The organism is Candidatus Methylomirabilis limnetica (assembly GCF_003044035.1).
Lineage (GTDB): Bacteria > Methylomirabilota > Methylomirabilia > Methylomirabilales > Methylomirabilaceae > Methylomirabilis > Methylomirabilis limnetica.
Window position 1 is genome coordinate 1 of sequence record NZ_NVQC01000006.1, and the last position, 14070, is coordinate 14070.

The window sequence follows — 14070 nt, forward strand, 5'->3', positions numbered from 1 at the left end:
AGGCTCGGGTGTGGCCATCGAAGAACATCTCCTGTCGCTCGTACGGATAGGCCCGCACAAAGGGCATGCCCGAATAGCGCGATCGCATACAGAAGAGCTTGACCTGCCGCTCCTCTCCTGCCATGCGGACCCAGGCAGCTCCCCAGTCGACTTCCGCCTCCTGCGCGAGCTCCGGGTCTAAGGGGATGACCGCTGTGACTGTCGGCCATCCCAGCCGAGCCTTCTGCTCCCGCACCCATCGTCTAACTGTCGACTCCGCACCCGGAAAGGCATACTCTTCGACCAGTCGGGTCCAGATCCGGTGCGCCGTGTGGCGATGCTTCTTGGGGGTCTCCTGATCCGTGCGGAGCCAGCCCTCGATGATGGCGGCGACCGAGTCCATCACCCGGGAGGCCGGTTCGTGCCTCCTCCGGTACTTAGGCTCCCAGCCAGCTAGAACCTTGCGGATCGTTTTGCGTGTATGCCCAGTCTCCCGCGCGATCTGACGAATACTCTTCTGATACACCCGAGCGGCCGTCCTGATGAGCTCGTACTGATCCATCCCTAGCACTCCTCTCCCTCCCTGTCTCTGGTGTGGTCTTGCTCGAACACACGAGAAACAGCGAGCGTATCAGAGTGGGCTCCTTTTGCTCGATCATTGCCGTGTTAGGTGGGTCCCTTTTACTCTAGCGAAATCAATTGTTTGTCAAGCGGCTGCTTGTTGCTGATACAGGTACTTCTGGAAGCCTGTGAAGACACTCCCAATCTCATCCGGCCTGCCCAGATCGGCCACGGCGTCGGCGATGGAGTTGTGATGCTTGAGCCGCAAGAGGGGAGTGAGCTTGTCCTGATCAAGTTCTTCCACCCCGACGCTGACGTAGTGTGACAGCACAAAATCGAGAAACACCTGCTGCTTGCTGTTGAAATGCGTGCTGATAACGACCTTGGCCCTTACGGCCCGTTCTTCGCGGGTGAGCGGGGGCAGGGCATAGGCCACATGCGCCAGCACGTCGAACAGGTCGCTCTTCTGCGCGTCGATGATCTTCTGCATCTCAGCCAGTTGCTCACCGCCAAAGCCCTTCTCGGCGAGACCCTGCAAGAGCTTCTTCCGCGTCTCCGGCGCGCTCCAGAGGGCGCGTAGTTCAGCCTCGTTCTTGAAGAACTCCGGCAGCCTCCCGAACAGCAGTTCCATGAACTGCTGCGCGGACATGGGCGTGCCGTCAGGGTGCCAGAAAGTCGTGCACGTCATGTGCTGGATGGTGCGCGCCCTGCCATCGGCGAGCTTCACCTTGATCTTCGGGCGTCTGCTGCTGTCCAGCGCTGGGTCGCGTACCAGCAAAGGCGGATCCGGTGGAGATGCCTCATACCTTTGCTCCTTCGCCTCCGGTTCGATTGGTTCGCCGTCCCATTCCGGATCGCTGAAGTGATGATGCGCCTTCACGAAGTCGTAGATCGTGAAGGAGTCCTTGCCGTCGTAGAGCCGCGTGCCGCGTCCGATGATCTGCTTGAACTCGATCATCGAGTTGATCGGTCGCATCAAGACGATGTTGCGGATGTTGCGAGCGTCCACACCGGTGGACAGTTTCTGTGAGGTCGTCAGGATCGTGGGGATCGTCTTCTCGTTGTCCTGAAAGTCGCGCAGGTGCTGCTCGCCGAGATCACCGTCGTTGGCCGTGACCCGCTGGCAGTAGTTCGGGTCTTTGCTCGTCTTCACCTGATTGACGAGGTCGCGGACGGCCAGCGCGTGATCCTGCGTGGCGCAGAACACCAGTGCCTTCTCCTTCTGGTTGATCTGGTCCATGAAGACCTTCACGCGGTGGGCTTCGCGTTCCTTGATCTCGATGATCTTATTGAAGTCGGTCTCTGTGTAACGCTTCCCGGTTTCGACCTCGCCCTCGATCAGCGTGTCGTCGGGCGTATAGACATACTCGTCGAGCGTCGTGGAGATCTGCTTCACCTTGAACGGCGTGAGGAACCCGTCGTTGATGCCTTCCTTGAGCGAGTAGATGTAGACCGGCTCGCCGAAATAGGCGTAGGTGTCTACGTTGTCCTTGCGCTTGGGCGTGGCGGTGAGGCCGAGCTGCACCGCCGGGGCGAAGTATTCGAGGATGCCGCGCCAGTTACTCTCGTCGTTCGCGCCGCCGCGATGGCACTCGTCGATGACGATAAAGTCGAAGAAGTCCGGCGGGTATTCGCCGAAGTAGGGCGACGGGTGGTCGTCTTTCGGCGGGCCGCTCATGAAGGTCTGGAAGATGGTGAAGAACAGGCTGCCGTTCTTCGGTACCTTGCCCTTCTTGCGGATGTCCTCCGGCGCGATCCGCACCATCGCATCCTCTGGGAAGGCGGAAAAGGCGTTATAGGCTTGGTTGGCGAGGATGTTGCGGTCGGCAAGGAAGAGGATGCGTGGGCGGCGCGAGGGCTCGCGGCTCAGGTTCCAGCGGCTGTGGAACAGCTTCCACGCGACCTGAAACGCGATGAAGGTCTTGCCTGTGCCGGTGGCGAGGGTGAGCAGGATGCGCTGCCGATCCTCTGCGATGGCCTCCATCGTCCGCTCGACAGCGATGTCCTGGTAATAGCGGCTGGGGTGCGAGCCGCCTTTGTCCTCGAACGGCACAGCGGCGAAGCGGTCGCGCCACGTATTCGCTGCGGCGAACGTCGCCGCCCAGAGCTCGTCCGGCGTGGGGTAGTGCGGCAGCTCGCCTTCTTTGCCGGTCTGCATGTCGATGCCGTAGATGCCCTGTCCGTTGGTGGAATAGGTGAAGCGGATAGCCATCCTGCCGGCATAGCTCTTCGCCTGACCCACGCCCTCGGTCAGCTCTTCGTCCCACGCTTTAGCTTCGACCACGGCCAGCTTGTGGTTGCGGTAGACCAGCACGTAGTCGGCGATCTCCGGCTTGCCGCGCCGCCCGTGGCCTTCGAGACGGCCTTGCGTGATGCGGTACTCGCGCAGGATCTTGCTGCCCTCGGCGACACCCCAGCCCGCCGCTTTCAGCGCGGGATCAATGTGCTCGGCGCGGGTCTCGGCTTCGTTCATGGTTTCGGGCGCCTGGTTGTTTTCGGCTTCGACAGCTTCTTCACCTCGTCCTCGAGTTGCTTGAGGGTGTCGGCCTCCGACTCGTCTTCGAGTTGGGCACGCCGCCTGGCAGCGAAGCGGTCATACTCCTGCTCCGCGATGGCGTCTGCCTGTTCGCGACTGACCTTGCCGGCGTCGGGCAGGATGGCGCGCTCGTTCAACCGCAGGAAATCCTCGAGCCGACTCTGCCAGTTGTGCAGGAAGATCTGCTTGCGCCGCCTGGCCTGATCCTCGGCGAAATCGAGGAACATGACGACGATGCGGTTCAGCTCGTTGATCTCGGCCTCGCGCAGGTAGTTCTTGGCCACGGTCACATCGCCCTTGCGGACCACGCCGCTCTTCCACGCTGTCAGCCCCATGTTGGGCTGGGCGGAGTCGGCCCGTTCGGCGATCAGTTCAGGCGCGGTCTTGCCGGTGGCGGCGAAGTGCAGCTTGTTCTGCACCGTCTGGAAGAAAACCTGCGTCTCCGGCTCGGAGGGCGAATAGTCGGCGGCCAGCGCGAGGATCTCCCGCACGCGCAGATACACCCGGCGCTCGCTGGAGCGAATGTCGCGGATGCGCTCCAGCAACTCGTCGAAGTAATCCGTATGTCCCTTGCCCGGCGGATTCTTGAGCCGCTCGTCGTCCATAGTGAATCCCTTGACGAGATACTCGTTCAAGCGCGCCGTCGCCCATTGGCGGAACTGGGTGCCGCGGGGGCTGCGCACGCGGTAGCCGACGGCGAGAATGGCGGGCAGGCTGTAGTGTTCGACCTCGCGAACGACTTCGCGGGTGCCCTCCAAACGAACTATCCGGAATTTCCGGATAGTTGCCTCTCGGCTCAATTCGCCCTCCTCAAAGATGTTCACCAAATGCTCATTGATCGTCCGCACATCTTTCTGGAAGAGCTCCGCCAGAAGCGCCTGTGTCAGCCAGATGGTATCATTCTCGAATCGGCACTGGATGCGCGTCTGCCCGTCCTCCGTCTGGTAGAGGATGATGCTGGATTGCGGCGCCTCGTTGTCGGGCATGCGATTAATGGACAATTGAGAGTGGATAATTGACAGCGTTCATTGGCTCATCTCGCGCTTGCTTGAATTGATAATGCTGGTCAGAAGCTTTAGGAGTTCAACCACATTGTGATGAATGGATGAGAACGCAGCGGGCTCCAAATATTGTGTCTCGTGCAATAACTCCAGCCAGTATTCGGTCTCGTTGGTTTCCTTCAGAGCGATGGCCATCTTATGGACAAAGTCGGCCTTGCTCTCTGCCTGTTCAGCTTCTCGAACCAGTGCGCCAATGGCCGTCCCCGAGCGCAACAATTGCTTGGACAGAACAAATTCTTTTTTCTCAGTACACAAATGTTTGTACAGAATTACAATCCGCACTGCGAAAGCAAATGACTTCTCCTTGACGACATTCCCCATCGTCAATTATCCATTGTCCATTGTTAATTGTCCCGTAAAGGCTTGGTGCAGCAGCGATTTCTTCAACGCCTCTAACGCGGCGAGCTTCTGCTGGTAGATGGATTCGAGGCGTTGGGTTGCTTCGTGGAGGTCGTCGAGTTTGGTGACAATTTCTTTTTGCTCAGCGACAGGCGGAAATGGAAACCGTTCGTTCTCGAACGTGCCCATGTTGATGTTTGCTTGGGCGCTTCCTTTTCCCATCGCTTGGAGGCGCGCCTTGAATGACTGAAGGAGGTACTCGATGAAACCGACATCAGCCTCTTTGGGGTTCGCCAGCACGCCAATGACGCTGTCTGGAAAGCAAGCGTCGAAGCCCAAAATTGCCGTCTCCGCGATGTTCGCCGCGATTGTTATACAAATTGTTCCATTCGGCCACAGCTTGCTCTGGGCAAGTCCGGCTTCGCTGTAAGTCTGTGAATACTCGGTGATGATGTGGTCTGCATTGCGAATATCGCCGGTTTGGACGAATGGATATTTCCCACCGTAAAGATGTGGTGCATTTCGTGGTCGGTGCTTTGACTTACCCCGACCAAAGGTTGTTGCTATCTCTTCCAATGTCTTTTGTTTCCACCCTTTGCCGCGCTGGGTGAAGACGGATTGGAGGTGGCTTTCGAAGAGGACGCGGGCGTTTTGGAGGTTCTTTTCGGCGTTGGCTTTGGCGGTGGCGAGGCCCTCAAACGCTTCGTCGAGGATGCCGACGATCCGCTGCTGTTCGGGGAGCGGGGGGACGGGAATTACCTGCGCTTTCACATCTCCATCAGTAACTGCTGGATAGCTTGCCCCCTTCTGGAGGCTTTCCATCTGTGCGATGAAGTCCTCAGTAAAAAGGGAGTAGAACACGAACCGGTGGTCAATTCCATGCTTCGCTCGGAGAACGAAATAGCCGGTGCTACAAACTTGCTTGTCGAGATGCTCCGGCACGACAGCGATTCGCTGCAATGTTGGCCGCACCGTCGCAAAGAGCACGTCGTTCTCTCTCACGAGCTTCCTAGCCCGGCTTGGCGCGTTCTTTCCTTTGAGGCGTTGCGTTGCCTTAATCTGAAACGTTGCGTTGGAGACGCTTGAAACATCGATGTAGTCGAACTCCGTTTCTGGCGATTGGAGCGGATTAACCGTCTCGGTCTTTTGCAGAACTTCGCCGAGCGTTTTGGTTGGCCACTCCTTCTTCATAGCAGCGCCTTGCTTGGCTGCTCATAAAACAGCACGCCCACGCGCTCGATATGCTCCCGTAGTTTTGCGTGATTCAGTTCATTGAAAACCGAGAGATCAATGGTGTAGGGCAACAGCAGATCATCCAGCGCCGATGCTATCGTCGAGCGCAAATCAGACGTGAGCGCCTCGCCACAGAGCATCAAATCAATGTCCGAGCCCGTCTTGAAGTTTCCCTTGGCGCGAGATCCATACAAAATCGCCTTTTCAATCTCCGGGAAACGCGCAAAGACGGCACAGATGTTTTCGACCGTTGTTTCAGTTAACCCATATTTCATGAGTTCTTGTCTTCCTGATCATGTAGTGCAGTGAATTTCTTCGCCATACTCTGAAAGGCCGGATAAAACCGTTCCAGGATATCATCCGCAACCGCCTGAGCGATCTTGAGGTCGTAGGTATGCGAGGTCAGATTGCGAACTTCTATCATTTTCATCCAGTCCTCGCCTTGCACGATAAGACCATTCTTGAACGCTTCACGCGTCGCGTCTTTTGAGCCAATCAAGCCGACGATCCCTTTATCCTCTAAATAATCTTTCAATACATTCCATGCCAGCTCATGGGTGAACTCAAAACTTTGAATCAATCCCTGTTGCTCAAGCTTGGATAATTCGCGCGAGCGTGCCAATTCCACCGCCTCAACGAGCGTCTGAAATGCCTTGAGGTAGTTGTTGAACCGCTGTTTCCACCGAATGTCATCCATAGCCTGATCCTCCTTTACAGCATCTCCTTGATCTTTCTCAGCACCTCGGCGCTCTCCGCATCGAGCGCAGCGATCTCGTCCATGATCTCCTGCGGGCTGCGGTGCGCGATTTCCTCGCCGCCGTTGGGGTTCTTCACAGAGAGGTCGAAGGTCGCCTTGTCGATGCCCTTGGCGTCCACGCTCCAGCTCTTGGGCGAGTCGGCGAAGGTCTCTTGCAGCTTCACGAAGTCGGCGAGGTCGGCGTCGTTGAGCGGGTTGGTCTTACCGAGGTTGCGGCCGGGGTCGAGCTGGTAGAACCAGACCTTGCGCGTGGGCGCGCCTTTCTCGAAGAACAGCACGACGGTCTTCACGCCCGCGCCCTGGAACGTGCCGCCGGGGCAGTCGAGCACGGTGTGCAGGTTACAGCTTTCCAGCAGGAGCTCGCGCAGGCTCACGGAGGCGTTGTCGGTATTGGAGAGAAACGTGTTCTTGATGACCACGCCGCCGCGCCCGCCGGCCTTGAGCATCTTGATGAAGTGCTGGAGGAACAGGAACGCCGTCTCGCCGGTGCGGATGGGGAAGTTCTGCTGGACCTCCTTGCGCTCCTTGCCGCCGAAGGGCGGATTGGCCAGCACCACGTCGAAGCGATCCTTGTCCTGAATGTCGGCGAGGTTCTCGGACAGCGTGTTGGTGTGGACGATGTTCGGCGCCTCGATGCCGTGCAGGATCATGTTCATGATAGCGATGACGTAGGCGAGGGACTTCTTCTCTTTACCGTAGAAGGTGCGGTCCTGAAGGATGCGGTCCTGTGCGGTGGTGCGCTTGGGGTGGGTCTCTTTCAGGTACTCGTACGCCTCGCACAAAAAGCCCGCCGAGCCGACCGCGCCGTCGTAGATACGGTCGTCGATCTTGGGGTGCACGACCTGGACGATGGCGCGGATGAGCGGGCGCGGGGTGTAGTACTCGCCGCCGTTGCGCCCGGCGTTGCCCATGTTCTTGATCTTGGCCTCGTAGAGGTGCGACAGCTCATGCTTCTCGGTCTGCGAGCGGAAGCGCAGTTCGTCGATGTGGTCGATGATCTCGCGCAGGTTGTAGCCGCTCTGGATCTTGTTCTTGATCTCTCCGAAGATCTCCCCGATCTTGTATTCGATCGTGTTTGACCCGGTGGCCTTCTGCTTGAAGCCGTGCAGGTAGGGAAAGAGCTTCTGATTGACGAAGTCGCGGAGGTCGTCGCCGGTTAGGACCCTGTTGTGGTCGAGCTTGCCGTCCTTACCCTTGGGCGCGGCCCAGCTTTCCCAGCGGTACGGTTTGTCGAGGATGTAGCTGTACTTCTTCCTCTCCAGCGCGGCTTCATCGGCGCGGTCCTGCTCTAGTCCATCGAGGTATTTCAGGAACAGCAGCCAGGACGTCTGCTCGGTGTAGTCGAGCTCGGTCGTGCATCCCGCCTCTTTCCAGAGGACGTCGTCGATGTTCTTGAAGGCTTGTTCAAACACAGGCACCCATCCTCTACGCGGTCAGTGTCGCGTTGTGGTCATGTCTCGTGCGGGCTAACGCGGGGCTGAGCCGCCGCAAAACGGTCGGTTTCGTGCCCATGGTTCTCCCGGAGCGGAGCGGAGGGAGAACGCCTGAACTCACAGGTGCGGCGGTTATTTTGCCGCATCCTGTAGAGTGATTGGTTATGTGTTATTTTGTTATTGTTTCTACTATGGAAATGTCTTTTTTTATCCATTCATTTACTATCGTTGCAACCTCAACACCTTTTTTCTTTGAGAATTTTCTTAGCACTTCCATCATGTCCGGCTCGATATAAATAGGTAGATACAATTCTGCATCTGGACGATAAAACTTACCTCTCTCACCTTTGGAAAAATCGTATTCTTTTTTCATTTATTTTCCTCCTGATACTGTTTTGATTCTTTTCTGGTTGCCTTGCGGGCTGAAATAATTCTAATTCTGCAACAGTCGGCATCCAACTGCTGGAAAGTATGTACTACAACCAACAAGATACCATTCCCGTCAATTCCGATTGTAGCCCATCGGTCTTCGTGTTCGCTATGCTCACTATCAAAAACGGCGATCATTCTTAGATCAAGAAAAATAGTGGATGCTTGCTCAAAACCAATCCTATGTTTTTTTCGATTTACTTTTGCCTTATTGGGATCCCAGTCAAAATAATAACGCACTTGTTGCTCCCATTTATATTTCCTTTCTTATTTTACGTATAACGCGGGGCTGAGCCGCCGCGAAGCGGTCGGTTTCGTGCCCCTGGTTCTCCCGGAGCGGAGCGGAGGGAAGGGGCACCGGCTCAGCCCCGCGTTCTCCATGAGCGAAGCGAAGGGAGAACGCCGCGCGGATGAGCGGCGGAAGCGGAGTCGAGCTTGCTCGGCGGAGCTGCAGTCCGCTCGATCCGCTGGTTGACCGTAGCGAAGTGGAGGTCAGCCAGCGGATTCTTGATCCGCGCGGCGTTGCCGCTCCGCCGCAGCGGAGCGGCAACCAGTTATTAGATGGACGGATAAGTACAGCACAGATTCTTATACACGGTCAAGGTGAAATAAGAACTTGATGTAAACTATAAAGTTCCATTACAAACAGCAATGGCTAATAGGCAATTCACGGAATATCAAACGTGAAACGCCTACTATGCGGTCCGCGGATTAGTCACTGTTGATTCGCTGCCATATGCTCAGTATTTCGCCAGATATTTTAAAACAATTTGGCACCGACCTGGAAAAAGGGGCGGCTCCTTTCTCTCTCCGCGCCGAGAAGTTTCGGAGTGCTCCGATGCGTGTGTGCCGGCCAGCCGCTGCAACGAATGGTTCGGCTGCCTCCACCATCACGTCTCGCTCTCTACCAGGACCAGGTCCCGGTGCGGCATGACAGCCGCGAAAAGCTCCGAGAGTTTCTGGATGGTCGGGACTTGATCGGCCCTGCTGATAACGGGCGTAGGCGTTGATGGAAGTGGCGCCAAGACGCTCCGCGACCTGGGCCAGGCTCAAACCGGCGCGCTGTCTGGCGCGGCGAAGAAGAAAGGCGGTGAGCGTGGGTTGATCCTCTGAAGTGACTTCAAAGTGCTCCCCGGTTCCGGGAAACACCTCGAGCCTGAATCCCGGCCGATTGACCAAGGAAATGAACTACCCCGCAGCAAGCTGCAGGGTATCGTCTTCTGTTCTGGCCCGTCATTCCGTGCTTGACACGCCTGCCCCGTACTTGATACGGGGCCTGCCCCGTACTGGATACGGGGGAATCCGGTCGGGCCCTCTGGATACCGGCGCCTGCCCCGGACCACGATCCGGGGTCCACCGGTATGACGAGCTCGCGGCAAGCCGCAGGGAATGAACCCCCAGTGGATTCAGGACGTGCGTAGAAATCATGGTCGTGCGGACATCTTTATGCCCCAATCATTCCTGCCGGTCACGGCGCATTCAGGCTTTTCCGTCCAGGCGGTTCACGCTTCTCTTGCTTTGTTACGCTTTTCTTGGCTCTACCTGAAGGTGCGTGCTTCAGCTTTTGGCGTGTCTGGCCTGGCAGCTTCATGTCCAGGAGCGGCAAAAGTAATTCTCGCCAGTTATCGACCGACCCCATGATACCGTTAATTTCAAGGCTGTCTTCGCCGTAATACACCTGGAGCTGTTCGTTGCAGCAGCCGCATTTCAATAGAAACCGGGGGTCTCGCTTCCCCTGTTTAGTCCGATGAAATACTCGGATATCCCAATAACCATCCGAGCGGGTTTGGGCAATCTTGCGATTCGTTCCCATCGATTTCCTCAAGATCTCAACCCCTTCTATCTTCCCCCGCTCACGCTTTCACACGGCACCCCGTTGCCATCGCTGTCCAGGCCGCTTACGGCCTGTAGCGGAGGTATGGCTCATCGCTGGAATATCTGTTCCCGCCGGCGGTCTTACGCCGCCGTCAGTCGGATATCGAGAGAGCTCCCGAGGACTCGCGGGACCTTCAGCAGCGTCTCGATAGTGACATTGCCTGCATTGTGTTCGATCCGGCTGATCGCTGCCGCGATCTGGGTCTGGCCAGCTTTTGTTACCGACGGAGCGCAGCGAAGCGGCGTCGGGCTCGATGTCCTCGGCCCCAGCGCCTCAAGGCCATGTCGCAAAGCCTGTCGTGAACATGTCGTAAACATTGTCACAAAGATCAACCCGGCTCCGCCAGGCGGTAGAGCAGGTGGTGCGTTTCACCTTCGGTGACCAGCAGTCCGACATCGACCATGACTTTCAGATCCCGCTGCAGAGACCGACGGTTGACCTCGGGACACAGACGTTCGAAGCCCTGGATAGTCAGGCTGCCGTGCTCAAGAATGTGTCCAATGGCCTTGGCCTGGCGCTCCGAAAGATCATGCTCCTTGATGAGCACATCCCGTCGGATGGCCTGCTCTCCGCGCTCTCTCACCTCGGTGAGCTGGGTGGCCAACCCCTCTACGAAGTACTCCAGCCACCCGGTCATTTCCATGCCGCTCCCCCGGACGCTCTGGATCGCGTTATAGAAAGCGGCCCGATCACGGTCGTAGTACTCGCTGATTGTGAACAGCCGCTTGAAATCGTACCCGGCCCGATAGAGGCTCAATGTAGAGAGCAGCCTGGAGGTGCGGCCGTTGCCGTCCAGGAACGGGTGGACATGCACAAACTGGAACTGGGCGACGCCGCTCACCAGTACGGGATGAACCTCCTGTTCGCGATTGAGCCAGTCCACCAGCTCCGCCATCATGATCGGCACGTCGTGAGCCGGAGGCGGCGTGTAGACCGTCGCACCGGTCACTGAGTTGACCACGTAGTTCTGGATTTTCCGGTACTCGCCAGGAGCCGCGGCCCCACCACGGACACCTTCGACGAGCCGCTTGTGGATTTCCCTAACCAGTCCCTCAGTGATCGGTCCACTGGTTTCCAGATATTCGGAGACGAAATCGAAGGCCTTCCGGTAGTTCAGCAGTTCCCGCACGTCGTCGGGGTCTGCCTCGAGGACCGGGTTCCCCTCTAGCAACCGCTTGGCCTGCTCCAGGGTCAGGCGCGTTCCCTCGATGTGTGTGGTATGGTGGGCTTCCAGGATCAAGGCGCGCCGACCCATCTCACGCACCCAGGCATCGGACAGGGTCGCGGCCTCCAGGAACCCCCGGGCCCGCTCGATGCGGGTCAGCCCGGCGGTGATCCGGTTGGTGATCGTGAAAATGGGTTTGAAGCTCTTCGTCATGGAGTAGCGTTGCTTTCTTTAGATTTCCTGCGGCTACAGATGGAATGCCTAATGCCAGCGGTCACCAGCCGGTTCGCTGAGAAACCATAAGGAAGAGAGCCGGTCTGGTGCACCGCCTGGTTGGGCCGTTAATAAATACATGCATCAAGGATAGATAACACCTCGTCAAGCACAGCATCAGAAGCGGTGCCTATACGCCTGACCTTACGCGTACGATAATCTATCGACTTGACCTGTTCAACCATGACGAAACCGGCCACATTCGGATCGTTGGGAATCACCACATGAAATGGGAACCCTCGATCTGTCTTCGTGACAGGACAGACGATAACGAGGCCGGTATGTTGGTTAAACAGCGTATTGCTGACAACTAAGGCCGGCCGTCTGCCCCTCTGCTCGTGGCCGGACTGCGGATCGAACGTAACAGTAACGAAGTCGCCTTTTCTTGGTATGTAGTCGGCCATTTACCACGATTCTCTGCCGACAGGTTGTCCCCAATCAATTTCTTCCGCTTCATAGTCGCTGGGGATGCGAGAGACCAGTTTCTGGAGGCTATGTTTTCCACGCACACGCCTCACAGGAGCAATGACGATGACACCATCTTTTGCGCGCACCTCAACATCGTCACCAAGCGAGATGTGCGCTTCCTCAAGAACATGCTTGGCCAGGCGAAGTCCTTGGCTATTACCCCATTTTTGGATCTTGGTCACCACAATCGGCCCTCCTGAGAATATACATGGTATAGCCCTTGACTGAAATCATGTCAAGTATTGTTATGGTCCAATGCGGGGCTGAGCTGCCGCGAAGCGGTCACGTCACGATCTCTGTTTTCGCGGCGGCAGGAAGGCCAGAATGATCTCGCGGCGTGCCCGAACTCGAGTACCTCGCTTCTCGATGAGACCCCGATGGATCAATGAATTGACGTCGCGGCTAATGGTCTTCGCTTGTTTCGTCGCGTAGGAGGCTGCCAGGCTCGGGCTGAGCTTTGGAATCTCTGCGGTAAGCCAATCGTCATGCTCCGAGAGATCCAGCACAAGATTCTTCTGTCGCAACTGCGACGCCGACGGTCGTTCCCCGAACTGCTCGTCGACATAGTTACACCATGCTTCGTTCCATTGCTGCACGCGGATCGCCTCGATCTGGCTGCGCAGCCCGTCGACAAAGCCGGTGGCCGCATATTGGAGGAAGGGAAACACATCACCGCCGGAACTACTCGCAAACTGTAGCTGCCGATAGTAGTCGGATCGAGTCTGGTTGTAGTGGTTACTCAACAGGTGGGCTGCCGGAGACGGCACTCCCGCACTGAGCAGGATGAAGAACTCGACCATGCGCGCGGTCCGGCCGTTGCCATCGCCGAAGGGATGGATCCAAGCGAGATAGAGATGAGCCAGTACGGCGCGGAGTACAGCGAACGCGATACGCTCCTCTTTCGCCGGCCGAAAAACCGGCTCGTTGAGCCACGAGCACAGCTCCTTGAGCAGGAAGTCGCAGTCTTCATGTGGCGCACCTTTGTAGGGCCCAACCACCACTGAGTAGGGTCGAGTCACCCCTGGTACCACAGTGTCCGGAGGAATCTCGAGGTCCTTCAGTATTGACCGATTGAAGGAGCGGATCCGCTCAACGGTGAGCTCACCGTCGGACGTCTCGCGATCGCTCGTGATCTCGTTACAGACTTTGACGACATTCTCGATCTCTTGTCGGAGGTACTCCTTGGACTTCGGCAGGTGCAACTTGCCTTCGAGCAGTTGAAGCACTTCTGCCTCGGTGAGGGTATTGCCTTCGATAGCGGTGGTGGCAAGAACCCCTTTCGCAAGATAGACCTGGTGCAGCTTCTGGCCGGTTGCCGGCTTGAGCGGGGTTCCCGCGATGTGCTCACACTTCGACTGGGCCTCGCCGAGACGCAACCAGAGCTCCTTGGACGCCCGCCTGAGGTCGAGCTGGAATTTCAACCAGGGGTGTGTCCGTTCGTATGGCCGCATCAATGTCCGTAAATAGAACTCTGCAAGTCACTCATAACAATAGGTATATTAGATTATAGCGAGTGAAATGTCCATAGGCATGTCCGTCAAGTCTCAAACAATCGGAGCCTAGCCCCATCCCATGCGTCCCCGCTACCGCTCGACATCCTGAGAGCGAGCTCCTCTAGGAGCTCAGTGAGAAATCTCCATGCCGTTCAGGCTCAGGGCCACAGCGGGATGATCGCGCCCAACCGCTTCCTGGGCGAACGCCCAGGACAGCACGCCAATGTATTGCGCCGCAGCTCGGCAGATCCATTTCCATGTTAGACGTTACCGCTTGTACGGCGGCGCCACAAGCGCCTGTATGTCGCCGCGTTGAGGATCAGAACCAGCGTCCCGAGAACCACCTGCACCGGCCGGGTCAGGTTCTGCGGGTAGAGGACTGGCAGCAGATAGTGCTCGATGAAGCCGCCCGCGTACCCCGCCTGGCCACCCAGTTGGCGGAACCGAATCTCAAGAGGGGTGAGCGG

Annotated in this window: 17 protein-coding genes and 1 pseudogene; all 18 read right to left on the bottom strand. The window is 57.4% G+C overall.

Going from position 1 to position 14070, the window contains the following annotated elements:
* Nucleotides 1–541 (bottom strand): annotated as a pseudogene (locus tag CLG94_RS00215) (IS21 family transposase); the annotation flags it as partial.
* A 144-nt stretch (nucleotides 542–685) separates the two neighbouring features.
* A complete protein-coding gene (gene hsdR / locus CLG94_RS00220) occupies nucleotides 686–3013 on the bottom strand; it encodes an EcoAI/FtnUII family type I restriction enzme subunit R (RefSeq protein ID WP_107560897.1) in 2328 nt (775 codons plus the stop codon).
* Nucleotides 3010–4062, bottom strand: a complete 1053-nt coding sequence (locus CLG94_RS00225; protein WP_107560912.1) for a virulence RhuM family protein — start codon at nucleotides 4060–4062, stop codon at nucleotides 3010–3012. Before CLG94_RS00225 ends, hsdR begins: the two co-directional genes overlap by 4 nt.
* 39 nt (nucleotides 4063–4101) lie before the next feature.
* Entirely contained in the window at nucleotides 4102–4458 is a 357-nt protein-coding gene (locus CLG94_RS00230; protein ID WP_107560898.1) for a four helix bundle protein, read from the bottom strand.
* Nucleotides 4459–4464: 6 nt separating this feature from the next.
* On the bottom strand, nucleotides 4465–5667 hold the full coding sequence (locus CLG94_RS00235) for a restriction endonuclease subunit S (RefSeq protein WP_107560899.1): 1203 nt from the start codon (nucleotides 5665–5667) through the stop codon (nucleotides 4465–4467).
* Entirely contained in the window at nucleotides 5664–5984 is a 321-nt protein-coding gene (locus CLG94_RS00240) for a nucleotidyltransferase domain-containing protein (protein WP_107560900.1), read from the bottom strand. The genes CLG94_RS00235 and CLG94_RS00240 overlap by 4 nt, the downstream gene beginning before the upstream one ends.
* Nucleotides 5981–6406, bottom strand: coding sequence for a nucleotidyltransferase substrate binding protein (locus tag CLG94_RS00245; RefSeq protein WP_107560901.1), 426 nt, complete (start codon nucleotides 6404–6406; stop codon nucleotides 5981–5983). The genes CLG94_RS00240 and CLG94_RS00245 overlap by 4 nt, the downstream gene beginning before the upstream one ends.
* Nucleotides 6407–6420: 14 nt before the next feature.
* The gene (locus tag CLG94_RS00250) at nucleotides 6421–7878 is read right to left on the bottom strand and encodes a class I SAM-dependent DNA methyltransferase (RefSeq protein WP_107560902.1); all 1458 of its coding nucleotides are present in this window, start codon (nucleotides 7876–7878) and stop codon (nucleotides 6421–6423) included.
* Nucleotides 7879–8068: 190 nt separating this feature from the next.
* The gene (locus CLG94_RS00255; RefSeq protein ID WP_107560903.1) at nucleotides 8069–8272 is read right to left on the bottom strand and encodes a hypothetical protein; all 204 of its coding nucleotides are present in this window, start codon (nucleotides 8270–8272) and stop codon (nucleotides 8069–8071) included.
* Complete coding sequence (locus tag CLG94_RS00260; RefSeq protein WP_107560904.1) at nucleotides 8269–8568, bottom strand: BrnT family toxin; 300 nt, start codon at nucleotides 8566–8568, stop codon at nucleotides 8269–8271. The genes CLG94_RS00255 and CLG94_RS00260 overlap by 4 nt, the downstream gene beginning before the upstream one ends.
* Nucleotides 8569–9039: 471 nt before the next feature.
* Nucleotides 9040–9477 carry a helix-turn-helix domain-containing protein gene (locus CLG94_RS13900; RefSeq protein ID WP_161953937.1) on the bottom strand — a complete coding sequence of 146 codons (438 nt, stop codon included), beginning with the start codon at nucleotides 9475–9477 and terminating at the stop codon, nucleotides 9040–9042.
* A 319-nt stretch (nucleotides 9478–9796) separates the two neighbouring features.
* Nucleotides 9797–10141, bottom strand: a complete 345-nt coding sequence (locus CLG94_RS00275) for a hypothetical protein (RefSeq protein WP_107560906.1) — start codon at nucleotides 10139–10141, stop codon at nucleotides 9797–9799.
* 143 nt (nucleotides 10142–10284) lie between these two features.
* Entirely contained in the window at nucleotides 10285–10521 is a 237-nt protein-coding gene (locus CLG94_RS00280) for a hypothetical protein (protein WP_133174581.1), read from the bottom strand.
* A gap of 11 nt (nucleotides 10522–10532) precedes the next feature.
* Nucleotides 10533–11582 carry a Fic family protein gene (locus CLG94_RS00285; protein ID WP_107560908.1) on the bottom strand — a complete coding sequence of 350 codons (1050 nt, stop codon included), beginning with the start codon at nucleotides 11580–11582 and terminating at the stop codon, nucleotides 10533–10535.
* Between the two features lie 128 nt (nucleotides 11583–11710).
* Nucleotides 11711–12046, bottom strand: a complete 336-nt coding sequence (locus tag CLG94_RS00290) for a type II toxin-antitoxin system PemK/MazF family toxin (RefSeq protein ID WP_107560909.1) — start codon at nucleotides 12044–12046, stop codon at nucleotides 11711–11713.
* Nucleotides 12047–12295 (bottom strand): AbrB/MazE/SpoVT family DNA-binding domain-containing protein, encoded by a 249-nt coding sequence (locus CLG94_RS00295; protein ID WP_107560910.1) that lies wholly within the window; start codon nucleotides 12293–12295, stop codon nucleotides 12047–12049.
* A gap of 102 nt (nucleotides 12296–12397) precedes the next feature.
* The gene (locus tag CLG94_RS00300; protein ID WP_107560911.1) at nucleotides 12398–13561 is read right to left on the bottom strand and encodes a Fic family protein; all 1164 of its coding nucleotides are present in this window, start codon (nucleotides 13559–13561) and stop codon (nucleotides 12398–12400) included.
* Between the two features lie 302 nt (nucleotides 13562–13863).
* On the bottom strand, nucleotides 13864–14070 hold a 207-nt coding region (locus CLG94_RS00305; protein WP_133174582.1), incomplete at its 5' end, for a DUF2784 domain-containing protein.

Bases quoted from the DNA above. Each gene is read 5' to 3' on its own strand.
- CLG94_RS00225 (WP_107560912.1), bottom strand. From the start codon at position 4,062: ATGCCCGACAACGAGGCGCCGCAATCCAGCATCATCCTCTACCAGACG.
- CLG94_RS00285 (WP_107560908.1), bottom strand. From the start codon at position 11,582: ATGACGAAGAGCTTCAAACCCATTTTCACGATCACCAACCGGATCACC.
- CLG94_RS00280 (WP_133174581.1), bottom strand. From the start codon at position 10,521: ATGTTTACGACATGTTCACGACAGGCTTTGCGACATGGCCTTGAGGCG.
- CLG94_RS00275 (WP_107560906.1), bottom strand. From the start codon at position 10,141: ATGGGAACGAATCGCAAGATTGCCCAAACCCGCTCGGATGGTTATTGG.
- CLG94_RS00300 (WP_107560911.1), bottom strand. From the start codon at position 13,561: ATGCGGCCATACGAACGGACACACCCCTGGTTGAAATTCCAGCTCGAC.
- CLG94_RS00235 (WP_107560899.1), bottom strand. From the start codon at position 5,667: ATGAAGAAGGAGTGGCCAACCAAAACGCTCGGCGAAGTTCTGCAAAAG.
- CLG94_RS00240 (WP_107560900.1), bottom strand. From the start codon at position 5,984: ATGAAATATGGGTTAACTGAAACAACGGTCGAAAACATCTGTGCCGTC.
- CLG94_RS00230 (WP_107560898.1), bottom strand. From the start codon at position 4,458: ATGGGGAATGTCGTCAAGGAGAAGTCATTTGCTTTCGCAGTGCGGATT.
- CLG94_RS00245 (WP_107560901.1), bottom strand. From the start codon at position 6,406: ATGGATGACATTCGGTGGAAACAGCGGTTCAACAACTACCTCAAGGCA.
- CLG94_RS00290 (WP_107560909.1), bottom strand. From the start codon at position 12,046: ATGGCCGACTACATACCAAGAAAAGGCGACTTCGTTACTGTTACGTTC.
- hsdR (WP_107560897.1), bottom strand. From the start codon at position 3,013: ATGAACGAAGCCGAGACCCGCGCCGAGCACATTGATCCCGCGCTGAAA.
- CLG94_RS00255 (WP_107560903.1), bottom strand. From the start codon at position 8,272: ATGAAAAAAGAATACGATTTTTCCAAAGGTGAGAGAGGTAAGTTTTAT.